At 66.9% G+C, this 17,246-nt stretch carries 12 protein-coding genes; 8 read left to right on the top strand and 4 right to left on the bottom strand.

The features are described from left to right. From CYJ10_RS18530 to CYJ10_RS18505, 6 genes are all read left to right on the top strand, one after another. Entirely contained in the window at positions 1–987 is a 987-nt protein-coding gene (locus CYJ10_RS18530) for a tetratricopeptide repeat protein (protein WP_101682933.1), read from the top strand. Beyond that, complete coding sequence (gene pelF / locus CYJ10_RS18525) at positions 984–2,585, top strand: GT4 family glycosyltransferase PelF (RefSeq protein ID WP_101682932.1); 1,602 nt, start codon at positions 984–986, stop codon at positions 2,583–2,585. Before CYJ10_RS18530 ends, pelF begins: the two co-directional genes overlap by 4 nt. Before the next feature lies 1 nt (position 2,586). After that, entirely contained in the window at positions 2,587–3,957 is a 1,371-nt protein-coding gene (gene pelG / locus CYJ10_RS18520; RefSeq protein ID WP_101682931.1) for an exopolysaccharide Pel transporter PelG, read from the top strand. A 273-nt stretch (positions 3,958–4,230) separates the two neighbouring features. Further along, positions 4,231–4,932 carry a response regulator transcription factor gene (locus CYJ10_RS18515; RefSeq protein WP_101682930.1) on the top strand — a complete coding sequence of 234 codons (702 nt, stop codon included), beginning with the start codon at positions 4,231–4,233 and terminating at the stop codon, positions 4,930–4,932. Then, entirely contained in the window at positions 4,925–6,583 is a 1,659-nt protein-coding gene (locus CYJ10_RS18510) for a FecR domain-containing protein (RefSeq protein ID WP_101682929.1), read from the top strand. The genes CYJ10_RS18515 and CYJ10_RS18510 overlap by 8 nt, the downstream gene beginning before the upstream one ends. Further along, the gene (locus CYJ10_RS18505; RefSeq protein ID WP_101682928.1) at positions 6,558–9,014 is read left to right on the top strand and encodes a CHASE2 domain-containing protein; all 2,457 of its coding nucleotides are present in this window, start codon (positions 6,558–6,560) and stop codon (positions 9,012–9,014) included. Before CYJ10_RS18510 ends, CYJ10_RS18505 begins: the two co-directional genes overlap by 26 nt. Positions 9,015–9,207: 193 nt before the next feature. Here the strand turns inward: CYJ10_RS18505 and CYJ10_RS18500 are convergent, their stop codons facing one another. Next, complete coding sequence (locus tag CYJ10_RS18500; RefSeq protein ID WP_101682927.1) at positions 9,208–10,086, bottom strand: MlaA family lipoprotein; 879 nt, start codon at positions 10,084–10,086, stop codon at positions 9,208–9,210. A gap of 95 nt (positions 10,087–10,181) precedes the next feature. Then, positions 10,182–12,908 (bottom strand): hopanoid transporter HpnN, encoded by a 2,727-nt coding sequence (locus CYJ10_RS18495; protein ID WP_101682926.1) that lies wholly within the window; start codon positions 12,906–12,908, stop codon positions 10,182–10,184. A gap of 176 nt (positions 12,909–13,084) precedes the next feature. Between CYJ10_RS18495 and CYJ10_RS18490 the strand changes: the two genes are divergently transcribed. Continuing rightward, entirely contained in the window at positions 13,085–13,714 is a 630-nt protein-coding gene (locus CYJ10_RS18490) for an MlaC/ttg2D family ABC transporter substrate-binding protein (RefSeq protein ID WP_101682925.1), read from the top strand. 111 nt (positions 13,715–13,825) lie between these two features. On the opposite strand, the gene hpnH is transcribed toward CYJ10_RS18490, so the two are convergent. Then, positions 13,826–14,992, bottom strand: a complete 1,167-nt coding sequence (gene hpnH / locus CYJ10_RS18485; protein ID WP_101682924.1) for an adenosyl-hopene transferase HpnH — start codon at positions 14,990–14,992, stop codon at positions 13,826–13,828. A gap of 32 nt (positions 14,993–15,024) precedes the next feature. Further along, the gene (gene ispH, locus CYJ10_RS18480; protein WP_101682923.1) at positions 15,025–16,023 is read right to left on the bottom strand and encodes a 4-hydroxy-3-methylbut-2-enyl diphosphate reductase; all 999 of its coding nucleotides are present in this window, start codon (positions 16,021–16,023) and stop codon (positions 15,025–15,027) included. Positions 16,024–16,248: 225 nt separating this feature from the next. Here ispH and hpnA point away from each other — a divergent pair, with 225 nt between their 5' ends. Further along, positions 16,249–17,241 carry a hopanoid-associated sugar epimerase gene (hpnA, locus tag CYJ10_RS18475; RefSeq protein ID WP_101682922.1) on the top strand — a complete coding sequence of 331 codons (993 nt, stop codon included), beginning with the start codon at positions 16,249–16,251 and terminating at the stop codon, positions 17,239–17,241. Positions 17,242–17,246 lie beyond the last annotated feature (5 nt).

The following is a 17,246-nucleotide window of genomic DNA, read 5'->3' as shown; positions in this document are numbered from 1 at the left end:
ATGGGCAAGCTCACCATCGGTGGCACCGCCGCGCAGATCGCTGCCCTGTACCTGCTGTTCCATGGCGGCACCGGGCTGCCGCTGCTGCTGTCGTTCCTGGGGCTGCAGGCCATTGCCGCAGGGCTGCTGGGCCTGGCGGTGTGGCGCCTGCTGCCGCGCCGCTTCCGCACGCCGTTCGGCTGGAGCTACACCTATATGGCCGCGTTCTGCTTCTTCGTGCCGCTGGGCGGGACGCTGGTCTGCGCGGGCAGCCTGCTGTTCTCGAAGCTGTTCCGCACGCGCAGCGACAGCGCGGGCATTGCGTCGGTGGCGCTGCCCGAGTTCGTCACGCACCTGATCCAGCGCGTGACGCATGGCGGCGGTGCGCGGCTGCGCGCGCAGCTTGGCAACACGCGCGCGCCGTTGCCGGAACGCATGACGGCGCTGGTGGCGATGCAATCGATGCCCACGCGCACGGCCAGTCCTGTGCTGCGCGAACTGCTGGCCGACAGCACCGACGACATCCGCCTGCTGGCCTACGGCATGCTGGACGGTGCAGAAAAGCAGTTGACGCAGAAGATCCTGGCCGAACTGCCGCGGCTGGAGAGCGCAGATTCGCCGCAGGCACGCCTGGAAATCAACAAGCGGCTGGCCGACCTGTACTGGGAACTGATCTACCAGAACCTGGTGCAGGGCGACGTGTATCGCTACACGGCCAGCCAGGTGGAACGATACGCCAGCGCGGCGCTGGAGATCGACGGCAACGATGCGGCGCTGTGGTACATGCGTGGCCGGCTGGCGCTGGCGCGCAACGCGCCCGGCGAGGCGCGCGAGTTCCTGGCGCGGGCCGAGGCCCTGGGCTTTGCACGCGAGCGCGTGCTGCCGCTGCTGGCCGAAGCCGCCTACCTGGAACGCGACTATGCCGCGGTGCGCCGCCTGATGGCGGCTTTCGACAGTCCTTCGCCGCTCCCGCTGGTGCGGCCCCTGCTGCGGTACTGGCAATCATGAGCGAAATTCTGGTCAAGGGAACGTCCGCGGACGTCATGCTGCTGCTCGAAGGCACGTTCCCCTATGTAAGCGGTGGCGTGTCGAGCTGGGTCAACCAGATGATCCGCGCCTTCCCCGATATCCGTTTCGGCATCGTCTTCATCGGCAGCCGCCGCGAGGACTATGGCGACATGGCCTACCAGCTGCCCGAGAACGTCGTGCATCTGGAGACCCATTTCCTGTACGACTTTCCGCCGCCGCCGCTGGTGCATGGCACGCCGGGCGACGCACGCGCGTTCGACAAGTCGGACAAGCTGCACGAACTGCTGCGCGAGCCGGGCAAGGAGGCCGAGGCTGGCGAACTGATCCGCGAGCTGATGCCCCAGCTGCGCGAGGGCGGGGCGTTGTCCGAGGACGCGTTCCTGTACAGCAAGCGGGCCTGGGACACGATCACGAGCCAGTACCGCCAGTTCTGTACGGATCCGTCGTTCACGGACTACTTCTGGACGATCCGCATCATGCACAAGCCGCTGTGGCAGCTGGTGCGGATTGCCGACGGCCTGATCCCGGCCAAGGTCTACCACACGGTGTCCACGGGCTACGCGGGCTTTCTGGGTGCGATGCTGCGCCACCGTAACGGCCGCCCGCTGCTGGTGTCCGAGCACGGCATCTACACCAAGGAACGCAAGATCGACCTGTTCCAGAGCCAGTGGATTCGCGACAACCGCAACATCTTCGAGCGCGACATTTCCCAGATCAGCTATTTCCGCGAACTCTGGGTGCGCTTCTTTGAAACGCTGGGGCGTGTCTGCTACGAGGCCGGCGACGAGATCACGGCGCTCTACGAGGGCAACCGCCGCCGCCAGGTGCTGGATGGCGCGGTGGCCGAGCGCACGCGCAATATCCCGAACGGCATCAACCTGCCGCGCCTGTCCGCGCTGCGCGAGAAGCGCGCGCCGGGCGTGCCGCCGGTGCTGTGCCTGATCGGCCGCGTGGTGCCGATCAAGGACATCAAGACGTTCATCCGCGCGATGCTGACCGTGGTGCGCGAGTACCCCGAGGCCGAAGGCTGGATTGCCGGCCCCGAGGACGAGGATGCCGAATACGCGCGCGAATGCCGCAGCCTGGCCGAAAGCCTGGGCCTGGGCGACAAGGTCAAGTTCCTGGGCTTCCAGAAGATCGACGACCTGCTGCCGAAGGTGGGCGTGCTGGTGCTGAGTTCGATCTCCGAGGCGCTGCCGCTGGTAGTGCTCGAAGGGTTTGCCGCCGGCGTGCCGTGCGTGACCACCGACGTGGGGTCGTGCAGCGAACTGGTGTTCGGCCTGCCCGGCGACGATGCCGCACTGGGCGCCGCGGGCGACGTGGTGCGCATTGCCGATCCGGCCGCGCTGGCCGGTGCGGCGCTTGGGCTGCTGCAGCATCCGGATCGCTGGCAAGCGGCGCAGGCCTCGGGCATTGCGCGCGTGGAAAAGTACTACACGCAGGAACAGATGGTGGGCAGCTATCGCACGCTTTATACCGGGCTGATGGCGATGCCGGACAACACGCGCCGCGAGCATGGCGGCGCCAGTCCCGCGAAGTGCCCGGTACACCACGGCGCGCAGGCAGGAGGACGCTGAGATGGCCGGTATTGGATTTGAACTTCGCAAGATGCTCCGGCGGGATAGCCTGTCGGGCATGCTCAGCGCCTACGCCTATGCGGGCGTGATCAGCTCGGGGCCGTGGGTGCTGTCGATCCTGGGCATCCTGCTGATCGGCCTGCTGTCGATCGGCTGGGTGATTCCTGGCGCCCTGATCACGCAGTTCCAGGTGTCGGTGACGTACCTGATAGCGTGCAGCCTGATATTGACCGGGCCGATGCAACTGTCGTTCACGCGCTTCACGTCAGACCGCCTGTTTGAAAAGCGCGCCGACCTGGTGCTGTCGAACTATCACGCCGTGGCGCTGCTCTGCACGGTGCTGGCCGGCGGCATCGGCCTGGCGTGCGCGGTCTGGGCGTTCCCGGAGCAGTCGGTGCTGTACCGGCTGCAGATGATGGCGGGCTTCGTGATCATGAGCAATATCTGGATCGCGGCCATCTTCCTGTCGGGCATGAAGCAGTACAAGGCCATCGTCTGGACGTTCTTCGTCGGCTACACGATCACGGTGCTGGCGGCGCTGGCGCTGCGGTCGCACGGGCTGGAAGGGCTGCTGGGCGGCTTCGTGTTCGGCCAGCTGTGCCTGCTGGTGGGCATGATCACGCTGATCTACCGCAACTACACGAGCCACCGGTTCATCTCGTTCGAGGTCTTCCAGCGGCGCTTTGCCTACCCGAGCCTGATCGCCATCGGCCTGCTCTACAACCTGGGCATCTGGATCGACAAGTTCATGTTCTGGTACGCGCCGTCCACGGGCCAGCCCGTGATCGGGCCGCTGCATGCGTCGATCATCTACGACATCCCGGTGTTCCTGGCCTACCTGGCCATCATTCCGGGCATGGCCGTGTTCCTGGTGCGTATCGAGACCGACTTCGTGGAGTACTACGACGCGTTCTACAACGCGGTGCGCGGCGGCAGTTCGCTGGAGCACATCGAGGACATGCGCAATACGATGGTGCAGACCATCCGCCTGGGCCTGTACGAGATCGTCAAGGTGCAGGCCATCGCGTCGCTGCTGCTGTTCGTGGTGGGCGGCTGGCTGCTGCGGCTGCTGGGCATCTCCGAGCTGTACCTGCCGCTGCTCTACGTGGACGTGATCGGCGCCAGCCTGCAGGTGGTGCTGCTGGGCGTGCTGAACATCTATTTCTACCTGGACCGCCGCCGCGAGGTGCTGATGCTGACCGGCACGTTCGTGGTGCTGAACTTCGTGCTGACGCGGCTGACGCTGTCGCTGGGCCCGGCCTGGTACGGCTACGGCTTCGCGGTGTCGCTGCTGATCGTCGTGGCGCTGTCGCTGTACCTGCTGGATCGCAAGCTCGACCGGCTCGAGTACGAAACCTACATGCTGCAGTAACTGCCGCAACGTGGCGGCAGGCCGTCCGGCATGTGCCGGGGCCGCCGCCCGTGTATGGGGGGCGGCCCCTGCCGCCTTCGCCCGATGGCCCGGTTACCCCACCTGCGCGCCACGTTTTTATTACGCCCGCAAGGCAGGCCGACGGCCTGCGGCGTGCCTGCAACACCCCCTGCAGTGCCCCCCCTCTAATGTAGCCTCGACGTGCCATGGCGCGTTTCGGTAACATGACGCCGCCGTGCCAGACACACAGGCCGCAGTCATCAGAGGGATGTAATGAGAATTGCCTCAGTAGAGGACGATGCCGCCCAGGCCGAACAGATCCGGCAACTGCTGGAAGAGGCGGGCTTCAGCTGCACCAGCTTTGCGACCGGTTCCGCCTTCCTGCGCGCGTTGCGTGACCAGGCGTTCGACCTGATCCTCATGGACTGGCAACTTCCGGATACCAGCGGGTACGAGCTGGTCAGCTGGGTGCGCCAGCACTCCGGCCGCCTGCCGCCCATCCTGTTCCTGACCAGCCGCATCGACGAGGCCGACATCGTGGCGGGCCTGAGCGTGGGCGCCGACGACTACCTGGCCAAGCCGCTGCGCCCGGCCGAATTCGTGGCGCGCGTGCGTGCGCTGCTGCGTCGTGCCTACCCCGACGCCGTGCACGACGACGAACTGATCCGCCAGGGCGACTACGTGGTGGACGCGCGCCGTCGCACCATCGCACTGGCCGGGCAGCTCGCCGACCTGTCGCCGCGTGAATTCGACCTGGCGCTGTTCCTGTTCCGCAATATTGGCCGCCTGCTGTCGCGCGACGTGATCGAGCAGGCTGTCTGGGGCCGTGCCATGGATGCCGGCTCGCGCACGCTCGATACCCATGTCTCGCGCCTGCGAATCAAGCTGGCGCTGCGCCCCGAGCACGGTGTGCGGCTGACGTCGGTCTATTCGCACGGCTACCGCTTCGAGGGCGCAGGGGCCGCCGATGCGTAGGCGGCGCTGGCTTGGCCGTGCGGCGCTGTGCGGCGGCATGGCCTGCCTGATTCTGCCTGGCAGTACATCGTGGGCGGGCCCGGCCGGCAGCCAGGGCGGTGACTTTATCTACGAAGTGGAGCCGGGCGACACGCTGATCGGCCTGGCTGCCCGATACATGCAGAGCCCCGACGACTGGCGCCTGCTGCAGACCCGCAATCGCGTGGCCGATCCGTACCGGCTGGTGCCTGGGTCGCATATCCGCATGCCGTTGTCCCGGATTCCGGTGGCGCCCGCCACGGCGCGCGTGGTCTTCGCGCGCGGCCAGGTGCGGGCCGATGGCCGGCCCGTGCAGGTGGGCCAGGCGCTGGCCGAGTCGTCGCATGTCGACACGGGCGCCGATGGCGCGGTCACGCTGGAACTGCCGGACGGCACGCGCGTGGCCCTGCCGGCCGATACGTCGATGGCCGTGCGCCGGATGCGGTCGTTCGCGCGCAGCGGGCTTACCGATACCGTGATCGGCATCGATCGCGGCGCAGCCGATTCGCGCGTGGCGCCCAAGGGCGGCGGGGTCGGGCGTTATGAAATCCGCACCCCGGTCATGGTGACGGGGGTGCGCGGCACGCGCTATCGCGTGGCCGTGGACCACGCAGGTAGCCGTAGCGAAGTGGTCGAAGGCCGGGTCGGTGTCGGCGCACGTACCACGACACAGGACGTGGCCGCCGGGTTTGGCGTGGGGGTGTCCGCGCAGGGCCAACTGGGCAAGCCGGTGGCGCTGCTGCCGGCGCCCGAGGTGGCGCCCGTGGCACAGCCCGTGATGTCGCGGTCGCTTGGCGTGCAATGGCGTGCCGTGCCGGGTGCCGCACGCTACCGCGTTGGTGTGGCGCGGGATGCCGCGCTGACTGAATGGGTGTCGGCCGCCGAGATGGCCGAACCTGCCGCGACGCTGGACGACTTGCCCGATGGCACGCTCTATGTCGTCGTCAACGCGCTGGCTGCGGACGGCATGACCGGTCAGTCCGGCGTGCTGCCGATTTCGGTCAGGCGCCATCCGGCCGCGCCGTTTTCGCTGGCGCCGCGCCCCGATGGCGTGGCCTATGGCGGTGACGCGCAGTTCCTCTGGGCCAGTGTGCCCGATGCCACCGAGTATGAGCTGGCCGTGGCGGCAGATGCCGGCTTTACGCGGCAGGCCGACGTCCGACGCCAGACCGGCGTGGAATCCCATGTGACGCTGCCTGCGGGCCAGTGGTGGTGGCGCCTGCGTTCACTCGATGCGCGCGGCCAGCCTGGGCCTTGGGGCGATGCGCAGCGCCTGCGCGTGGAACCCGCACCGCCGCTGCCCGCCGCCCGCGACAGCGGCGCCGAACTGCTGGTGCGCTGGCCTGCCGATGCCGCGGCCAGCGCTGGCTATGTCGTACAGGTCGCCAGCGACGATGGCTTCGCCCAGGGGCTGCGGACGCTGCCCGCCGCCCGCAACGAACTGGCCTTGCTGCGCCCCGATGCCGGCACGTACTACGTCAGGGTGGCGCGCGCCGAGGGTACCGATACGCCACCGGCGGCCGCATTCTCGACGCCGCAGCGCATCGTGCTGCCGGCCGTGCTGCGCGACATGCGCGGCGGCGTGGTGGTGTTGGGAGGCGCCGACCGTGGCGTCGAGACGGGAGTCCGCTAGCCGGGCCGCCGCCTTCTTTCATCGACGCACCCGCGTGGAGTGGGTGCTGCTGCTGGCCGCCGTCGTGGTGGTCACGGCGGTGGTGGCGCGTTTCGACTGGTTCGAGCGCGCAGACCTGGCGCTGCTCGACTTTGCCGTCGCCAGCCAACCCCATGCGCCGCGCAACGACATCGTACTGGTGGCCATCGACGATGCCAGCATCGGCGCCATCGGCCGCTGGCCATGGCGGCGCACGGTACTGGCGTCGCTGATCGACCATATCGCGGCCGACAAGCCGCGCGTGATCGGCATGGACGTGATCCTGTCCGAGCCGGACATCCGCTATCCGGCCGATGACATGGAACTGGCGCAGGCCATCGCCCGGGCGCGCAACGTGATCCTGCCCGTGGTGGCGGAGTCCGGCGTGGCGGGCCCTGTCATGCGCCATCCGCTTGAGGCGTTCGCGGCCACCAACGGCCATATCAACATGAGCGTCGATGCCGACGGCGTGGCCCGCTCGGTCTATCTGCGCGAGGGCGATGCCGATTCGCCGCCGGTCTGGCATTTCTCGGCGGCGATGGCCGCTTTCGGACAGGCGTCGCCGCCGTCGCCGGAGTCGTTCCGCCACGAACGCGCGCGACGCATCGACAGCGCGGGCTGGATCAGCCAGGATCGCCTGCGGATTCCGTTCGCGGGGCCGCCGGGCACTTTCGAGCGCGTGTCGGTGCTCGACGTGCTGTCGGGCCAGCTGGGCGCGGGCTTTTTCCGGGGCAAGTACGTGATCGTGGGTGCGATGGCCACCGGCATCGGCGATGTATTCGCCACGCCGGTGTCGCGCGACGGGCGCGGCATGAGCGGCGTGGAAATCCTGGCCAACGCGCTGCAGGCGCTACGCGATGGCACGGGCATCGTACGGATACCCGATCTGGCCAAATGGTTCGCCACGTTGCTCCCGGTGATGCTGGCGGCGCTGGCCGCCTGGATGCTGACACCGCGTGACGCGCTGATCGCGGTGGCGGTGCTGGTGGCGGCCCTGATCGGCGGCAGCATCATGCTCGTGGGCAGCATGCAGCTCTGGTTCGCGCCGTCGGCGGCGGTGTTCGGCTGCCTGCTCGTCTATCCGTTGTGGAGCTGGCGGCGGCAGGAGGCCGCCCTGCGGTTCCTGTCCGAAGAACTGGCACGCCTGGTGCGCGAGCCTGGCCTGCTGGGGGCACCCACTCGCGTCGACCATTCGCTCGATGGCCGCATGCAGGCCGTCTACGACATGACTGCCCGGCTGCGCGACATGCGGCGCTTCCTGTCGGACGGGCTGGAAAGCCTGCCCGAGGCCACCGTGATCTGCAACCTGGACGGCGGCATCCTGGTGGCCAACCGGCGCGCGGTGGCACTGGTGCCGGTGGTGCTGCAGGGCATCAACGACCTGCCGCAGCCCGCCGGGCTGGGCGACCTGCCGTCTGCCGGCGCGTATGCCGATGCCTACGCGGACGCCTATGCCGATGCCTATGGCGGACTGGACCGTCCGGGCCTGCCCGACATCATCGAGACGCTGTTCCCGGTACCCGGCCCCGGGCTGGCGTACTGGGATGCGCTGTGCGGCGCGCTGGATGCCGACGCGCCCGTGATGTCCTCTTCGGATTCGCATGGCGTGGAACTGGCCACCGAGGACGATCGCCGCTACCTGTTGCATGGCGCGCCGCTGCACGGCGAGACGGGGCGCCCGGCGGGTGTCATCGTCAGCCTGATCGACATCACGACCGTGCGCCGCGCCGAACGCCAGCGCGAGCAGACGCTGCATTTCCTGTCGCACGACATGCGCTCGCCGCAGGCGTCGATCCTGGCGCTGATCGACCTGCAGGCGCGGCCCGAGCGGGCGCTGACGCAGCCAGAACTGCTGGGCCGCATCGGCGAGCACGCCCATCGCACGCTGGCGCTGGCGGACGATTTCATCCGGCTGGCGCAAGCCGAATCGCAGAACCTGGCATTTTCCGAGGTCGACCTGACCGCACTGGTGCTGGACGCGACCGACGAGCTATGGGCGCTGGCCAAGACGCGCGGCATCGAACTGCGGCTCGATCTCGATGGCGACGGCGTGACGCTGCGCGCCGCGCCGGCGCTGCTGGTGCGCGCGATCGCCAACCTGGTCAGCAATGCCATCAAGTTCAGCCCGGACGGCTCGCCGGTGACGGTGGGCCTGCGCCGGCTCGGGCCGTACATGGCCATCGAGGTGACCGATCTGGGCACCGGCATCGCGCCCGAGGCCCAGGCGCGCCTGTTCCGGCCCTTCAGCCGCGTGCATGCGCCGGCCAGCGATGCCCCGTCGGGCAGTGGCCTGGGTCTGGTCTTCGTGAAAACCGTGGCAGAACGCCACGGTGGACGGGTGATGCTGCGCAGCGCGGCAGGCGAGGGCGCCACGTTCTCGATCTGGCTGCCACTGCGCTCGCGCGCCGGCTGACACCGGAACGTCTGACACCGGGTGCGCAACGCGCGCATCACGAAGACGAAGGCGAGCGTACGCCGACGATCCTTGCCGACACAATTGTTGGCAATCCCCATTTAAGAAATTGCCTACGATCTGTCGGGCCACGGACACCGCATCCGTGGTTTTGCTGCCCACGTCGTGCCCCGACGTGGGCGTTTTTTTTTGGCTACTTGGCCATGCCCGGTGCCGGGGCCGGCGTGGCCGGGGTCTCGGGTTTGGTCGACGTGTCGGGCTTGGCCTCGCCTTCCGGGGTCTTGGATGCAGCCTTGCCCCCCGGTGCCGGCGTCGACGATTCCTCGTCCTCGTCATACGACGGCAGCGTGTCGCCGCCGCCGGTCAGCAGGTACTGGCGGCGCTGCGTGTAGGCGTCGCGCACGAAGGCGTACTTGTCCAGCGCGGCCTGCGACAGCAGGTCGGTGGCGCCCAGCATGTTGGTGCGGGTGTTCACCACGTTGACGCCAAACATCGAATAGCGCCAGGCCGTATCGAAGTAGTGCGCCGGGTCCAGGAAGATGCTGCCTGCCACGCCCACGCCGTCGCGGATCGAACTGGGGCCGAACAGCGGTAGCACCAGGTACGGACCCGCCGGCACGCCCCAGGTACCCAGCGTCAGGCCGAAGTCGGTGGAGTGGCGCGGCATGCCGGCTGCCGTGGCCACGTCGATCAGGCCGCCGATACCCAGCACCGTGTTGACCGCCACGCGCATCATCGTTTCCACCGCTTCCACGGGCTTGCCCTGGAGCACGTTGTTGGCGAAGTTGCCGACGTCCGAGAAGTTGTTGAAGAAGTTCGTGACGGCCAGGCGTGCCGGCTCCGGCGTGACAGCCTTGTAGCCCTTGGCCAGCGGCTGGGCCACGTAGGTGTCGGCCTTGTCGTTGACCGTGAAGACCGCCCGGTTCATCGGCTCCAACGGGTCGGCCGGGTTGGCATTGGGGCCCGTGGCGCAACCGGTGGCCAGCAGGGTCAGCGATGCGGCAGCCAGGGCGGTGGCAAGCCGGGGCGATTCAGGCGCCGCGGCGCGCAGGAGCGAAAGACGGGAGAGCATGTCGAGACAGTCTTGTTCGTTTCTTGTGATGTGGGGACGGCGCGCCCGGTCGTGCCGGGACGCGTCAGTCCGAACTGCGCCGGTAGGCGCCCGGGCTACCGCCGGGACTTGCCAGAATCCGACCCTGCAGATTTATCGGCAGATTGTGCCATGGTCGTAGCCACCGAGAGAGGGGGTAGCGACGGCCCGAGCGGTTCCGCACGGCCGTTCAGTTCGCGGCGCGGGCGGCCCATCAGGATCGGCTGGAAGAACACCGCACCGGCCAGCGTGCAGAGCAGCGCCAGCGCCAGCAGCTTGCCCATGCTGGCCGTGCCCGGGTGATGCGACAGCCAGAGGCTGCCAAAGGCCGTGGCCGTGGTGCCCGCGCTGTACAGCACCGCGTGCGTGAGGCTGGACTGCAGCAGCTTGGTCTTGCCGTGGCGCCAGGCGATCACGTAGTAGATCTTGAATGCCACGCCAATGCCCAGCAGCAGCGGCAGCGCGATGATGTTGGCAAAGTTCAGCGAGATGCCGAACACCACGCACAGTTCCAGCGTCACCAGCCCGGACACCAGCAGCGGAATCAGGGTCCGCAGCACGTCGCCCACGCGGCGCAGGGTGATCCATAGCAGCACCGTGATCGACAGCACCGCCCAGATGCCGGCGTGGATGAAGGCGGTCATGATGGTATCGGCCGACCCCTTAATGGCGATCGGGCCGCCAGTGGCGTCAGGCTGCACGCGGGCCATCACGGCGATGAAGCTGCTCAGCGCGGCCTCGCGGGCGGCTTCGTTCTTGGCACCGGGCGGCGGCAGTTTCGGGCTCACGTTGAGCAGTGCCTGGCCATCCGGCGCGAGCCAGTCGCGCACCAGTTCAGGCGGCAGCGTCTGCTGCGACACAGGTTCGGGCTGCAGCGCGCTTTGCAGCGAGCCCAGCGCCAGGCGCAGCGGCAGGGCCACGGCCAGTTCCGCCCGGTCGCGCACGGCAGGCGTCGCGTCGGCCAGCTGCTTGAGTGCGCGAGACAGATGATCGGCCGATTCGGCGCCCGGGCCCGGATGATCGAGCGCGGCCAGCGACAGCTGGCGCGACGCATTGCGTAGCGACGCCACGCGCAGCGCGTCGGTGGCCGGCGTGGCGGTCGGCTGTGTCAGCACCGGCATCAGGCTCTTTGCCATGCCGGCGATGATGGCCAGCTTGGGCGCCTGGTCGTCGGGAATGAAGGTCTTCAGCGTGACCACGCGCGCCACCTCGGGCAGCGCCTTGAGCTTCGTGGCCGTGCCTTCGGCATCCTTCAGCGTCGGCGCCAGCACCTTGACGTCGTCCGTGCCGGCCTGCGGCGCGTCTTTGAGCGCCAGCAGCGTCGACATCGATTCCGAGTGTGGATCTTTCAGGTGCAGCGGATCGAAGTCGAAGCGCAGGTGCGGCAGCAGCGGGGCGCCGCCAATCAGCACGGCCAGCACGCCTACCAGCGTGCCCTTGCGATGGCGCTCGAAAAAGGTGTCGGCCGGTGCCAGCCAGCCAAAGCCGGGCATCTCTTCCTCGGCACGCGGTGCCAGCACGCGGATCAGGGCCGGCAGCATCGTGAAGGTGGTGGCGAAGGCGATGAACATGCCCACCCCGGCGATCTTGCCCAGTTCGGCCACGCCACGGTAATCGGTGGGCAGGAAGCAGAAGAAGGCCGCCGCCGTGGCGGCTGCGGCCAGCGTCAGCGGGCCGGCCACGTCGCGGGCGGCCAGTGTCAGGGCCTGGTCCAGGTCGCCGTGGTCATGCCGCTCGGCACGATAACGGACGCCGAACTGGATGCCGAAATCCACCCCCAGCCCGACGAACAGCACGGCGAAGGCTACCGAGATCATATTCAGCGCGCCCACCATCATCAGGCCCAGCGCAGCCGTCATGATCAGGCCCGAGATCAGGCTTACCAGCACCGCCGTGATCAGGCGGGCGGAGCGCAGGGCCATCCACAGGATGCCGATCACCACGATCAGCGTCAGCACGCCATTGAGCGCGGCGCCTTCGCTGACCGAGGCAAATTCATCGTCGGCCAGCGGCTGCGGGCCGGTCAGGCGCACCACGGCGTTGTAGCGCTCGGTCAGCTTCAGTTGCGTGGCGGCGGCGCGAATGGCGTCGCTGGCACCCGAGCCGGCCTTGAGGTCGCTGAAGTCCAGCACCGGAGACAGCGTGACGAAGCTGAAGGCGCGCCCGTCGGCATTGGGCTTCAGGCTGTCGTCGACCAGTCCTGCCCACGACAGCGCCACGGGCTTGTCGGCCAGCACGCCGTCGATGGTGCGGGCGCTTTCGCCCAGCAGCCGGTCCATGTCGGACAGCTTGATCTGACCAAGCTGTAGCGGCAGGTTCAGCGTGGTGGTGAGCAGGTCGGACAGGCCGCGCAGCGTGGGGTCGTGCGCCAGGTTGTTCAGCAGCGGCCGGGCCTGGCCAAGCTTGCCGGCCATGTCCTGGACGCTGGCGGTATCGGCGAACAGCAGTCCATTGCGCTCGAAGAACGGCCCCGAGCCGGGCTGCCCCACGGCCTTGAAGCGGTTGGGCTGCTGCCGCAGCGCATTGGCCAGCTCGTTGGCGGCGGCGTCGGCCAGTTCCTTTGCGGGAGCCTGCACGACGGCCAGGATCATCTTGTCGCGCTGCGGAAACGCGGCGCTGATGGCGGCGTCGTTCCTGGCCCAGGGCGCGTCCGATTCCAGCAGGCGGCTGATGTCGGTGTTGATGGCGAAATTGCGAGCAACATAGATGCCACTGCCGAGGGTCAGCAGCAGGGCGATGCCGATCACGAGCCAGGCGTGAACGGTGGCGAATTTGACGGTGCGAACCAGCAGCGGTCTGATCATGAGTCCTGTTTCTTCAGCGCCCGTTCCGGCGGGGGCACATGGGCGGCACCCGGAGTATAGCGGTTGAAGCGGGGCATTCCGCACCTGCCGCCACGCGCGCCCTGCCGCGAGGCCACAACGCGATCCGCTATATACTGGGCTGACTGGCCAACCCGGCCGTATTGCTTTGATGAGTCATGAACCGTTACGGAATCTTCCCCGCCGCAATCATCGCGCCGATCGCCGCGGTGGTCGTCATGTCTGGCGCGCATGCGCAGGTCAATACCAGCGCCTCGCCGGACAAGCTCGTGCAGTCTGCTGTCGAGGGCGTGATCACCAAGATCAAAACCGATCCTGAAACCCGCGCCGGCGACCTTGCAAAAATTACCGGCGTGGTCCAGCGCGAATTCCTGCCTTACACCGATTTTGGCCGTACCACCCGCCTCGCGGTGGGCAATGCCTGGAAGCAGGCCACTCCGGAGCAGCAAAAAACGCTCCAGGAACAGTTCACCGCACTGCTGGTGCGCAGCTATGCCGTGTCGCTGTCGCAACTGCGCGAGCAAAGCCCGAAGTTCTCGTACAAGCCCGCCAAGTCTGGCAATAACGCCAATGATGCGGTCGTGGCCACGCGGGTGCTCAACAATGGCGACGAAATGCTGATCGACTACCGTCTGCAGAAGGGCGCCGACGGCTGGAAGATCTACGACATCAACATGATGGGCGCGTGGCTGATCGAGGTGTATCGCAAGCAGTTCGCGGACATCGTGGCGCGCGACGGCATCGATGGGCTGATCAAGTACCTGAACAGTCACAACGCACGCGGGTAAGCGGCACGCCTGCCCGGGCGCCAGCCATAAAAAAACCGGGCTGGTTGCCCAGTCCCGGTTTTTCTTCAGAACGGCCGTCGATTACGATCGAACGGCCGTTTTTCATGGTGTTCAGTGAACCTGTGCGGCTTGCGCGGCTTCGGCGCGGCTGCCTTGCGCCTTCTTCAGGTTGCCGATTTCGGCCAGCTTGATCTCCACGTGACGCGAGAACACGTATTCGGCGGGACGCTGGTTGTCCAGCGGCACATCCGGGGCCATCGGGCCATCGGTCTTCACGCCACGCAGGCTCACGCCCAGCGCCTTGAGCGGGTGCGAGAACGTATCGGCCACGGCCGTTGCCTCGAAACCGCTGTGCACCATGCAGTTGGCGCACTTTTCGTAGTTGCCAACCCCGTAGGCGTCCCAGTCGGTGCCTTCCATCAGTTCCTTGAAGGTCTTCACGTAGCCTTCGCCGACCAGGTAGCACGGACGCTGCCAGCCGAACACGGTGCGTGCCGGGTTGCCCCACGGCGTGCACTTGTACGTCTGGTTGCCGGCCAGGAAGTCCAGGAACATCGTGGACTGGCTGAACGCCCAGTTCTTGCCGGCGTTGCCGCGCGACAGGATGTCGCGGAACAGTTGCTTGGTCTTGCCGCGGTGCAGGAAGTGCTGCTGGTCCGGGGCGCGCTCGTAGGCGTAGCCCGGCGACACCGTGATGCCGTCCACGCCCATGGCCTTGACCGAGTCGAAGAACTTGGCCACGCGGTCCGGCTTGGCATCGTTGAACAGCGTGCAGTTGATGTTCACGCGGAAGCCACGTTCCTTGGCCATGCGGATGGCTTCGACGCAGCGGTCGTACACGCCTTCCTGGTTCACCGAGTGGTCATGCATCTCGCGGTCGCCGTCCAGATGGATCGACCACACGAAATACGGGCTGGGCTCGTACTGGTCGATCTTCTTTTCCATCAGCAGGGCGTTGGTGCACAGGTAGACGAAACGCTTGCGGGCGATGATGCCACGCACGATTTCCGGCATGTCCTTGTGCAGCAGCGGCTCGCCGCCGGCGATCGACACCACGGGTGCGCCGCATTCATCAACCGCTTCCAGGCATTCCTGCACCGACAGGCGCTGGTTCAGGATGGGGTCCGGATAGTCGATCTTGCCGCAGCCGGAGCAGGCCAGATTGCAGCGGAAAAGGGGTTCGAGCATCAGGGCCAGCGGGTAACGCTTTTGCCCGGACAGATGCTTGCGTGCGATGTAGGCGCCTACGCGGGCGACCTGGAGAAACGGAATGGCCAAGGGGGTGCTTCCTGTCAGGTTCAGTGTGTCATTCAACCGGCCGCCGTGTGGTCGGCAAGCTGGACGTCACTGATATCAGTTGTTCTTCTGGCCCCTGGGGCCAGCGTTGCATCGGCTAGTTCAGCCGGCAGGCGGAATTCGGCATGCTCCTCGATGCCTTCCATGACCGATACGTTGACCGGACCAAGGCGTCGCAGGGCGGCAATGACGTCTTCCACCATGTCTTCGGGTGCCGAGGCACCCGCGGTAATGCCAACCACTTCGGCATTGCGGACCCAGTTCGGGTCCAGTTCGCTGCCGTCGGCGATCAGGTAACTCGGCACGCCACTTTCCGTGCCGATTTCGCGCAGCCGGTTCGAGTTCGAGCTGTTGGTCGCCCCGATCACGAGAATGACATCGACCCGCGCCGATAAGTCCCGTACCGCACTTTGCCGATTTTGCGTGGCATAGCAGATATCGCGCGTGCTGGGTCCCACCAGATCGGAAAATCGCTGGTGGAGCGCCGCAATGATATTACGGGTGTCGTCTACCGACAACGTGGTCTGGGTGATATATGCCACAGGTGCGTCGGCGGGCAGGTTCAGACGGGCCACTTCGGCCTCGTTCTGTACCAGCAGCACCTTGCCCGGTATCTGCCCCATCGTGCCTTCCACCTCGGGGTGGCCGGCGTGGCCGATCAGGATCACATGGCGACCGGCGGCCGCGTACTGGCGGCCCTGCTTGTGCACCTTGATGACGAGCGGGCAGGTGGCATCGATCGCATGCAATTCGCGACGCTGTGCCTCGGCAATCACACTGCGCGAGACACCGTGGGCACTGAAAATGGTGACGGCGTCACTCGGCACTTCGTCGAGTTCCTCGACGAAGCGTGCGCCTTTTTGCCGCAATGACGCGACAACATGCTTGTTGTGCACGATCTCGTGGCGCACATACACGGGGGCGCCGTGTTTGATCAGGGCACGGTCGACGATCTCGATCGCTCTGACTACGCCGGCGCAAAAGCCCCTGGGTTGGGCGAGTATCACCTGCATAGAGACGGCCCCCCGACCCTCTTGTGAAGATTCGAAGACATCAGTTATTTTGGTATTCCGGCATCACTTTTCCGGTTCACGGTAGGTACTATATACCGGGTCGGATTTTCATGCCGCCGCGTTGGCTGTTGCCAACAGGGTCATTCCGGTGAAAATGCGGCCCTGCTACTTGTATAACGGCGGATTCTCGTTCAACGCGTCCGCAACGCCCATAGGGGATTTGAAATTCACAATTGCATTCTCGTGACAGGGGCCTCGGGCTTCCTGGGTTCCTCGATCATGCGCCAGGCACTGGAGCGCGGCTTCCAGGTGCGGGTGCTGGTCCGTGCCACCAGCCCGCGCGCCAATCTGGCCGGCCTGCCGGTTGAGGTCGTGGAGGGCGACATGCGCGATCCGGCGTTGATGGCGCGGGCCATGGCCGGGGTGCGTTACCTGTTCCACGTCGCGGCCGATTACCGCCTGTGGGCGCCTGATCCCGAGGAAATCGTCCGTTCCAACGTGGACGGCACGGTCACGACGATGAACGCGGCCCGCGACGCCGGTGTGGAGCGCATCGTCTATACGAGCAGCGTGGCCACGCTGCGGGTGGCCGGTGCGACCGGACCGGTGGATGAGACCGCGGCCATGGCGGGCCACGAGGCCATTGGCGCCTACAAGCGCAGCAAGGTGCTGGCCGAACGCGAGGTGGAGCGCCTGGTGGCTGAAGGGCTGCCCGCCGTGATCGTGAATCCGTCCACGCCCATCGGTCCGCGTGACGTACGGCCCACACCAACTGGCCGGATCATCGTCGAGGCGGCCACCGGCAAGATCCCGGCATTTGTCGATACGGGCCTGAACCTGGCCCATGTGGACGACGTGGCGAACGGTCATTTCCTGGCGCTGGACAAAGGCCGCATCGGCGAGCGCTACATCCTTGGCGGCCAGGACGTGCTGCTGCGGCAGATGCTGGCCGACATCGCCGGCATGGCTGGCCGCAAGGCGCCCACCATCGAACTGCCGCGCTGGCCGCTGTATCCGATTGCACGGGTGGCCGAAGCTGTCGCGCAATTCACGAAAAAAGAGCCGTTCGTGACCGTTGACGGCCTGAAGATGTCGCAATACCGGATGTTCTTTACCTCGGCCAAGGCCGAGCGCGAACTGGGATACACCGCGCGCCCCTATCAGGAGGCGCTGCGCGATGCGTTGAACTGGTTCCGGGACAACGGCCACCTGAAGTAGCGGGC

The sequence above is a fragment of the Cupriavidus pauculus genome (assembly GCF_002858765.1).
Classification (GTDB): domain Bacteria; phylum Pseudomonadota; class Gammaproteobacteria; order Burkholderiales; family Burkholderiaceae; genus Cupriavidus; species Cupriavidus pauculus_B.
This window is presented reverse-complemented; position numbering and strand designations above follow the sequence as displayed.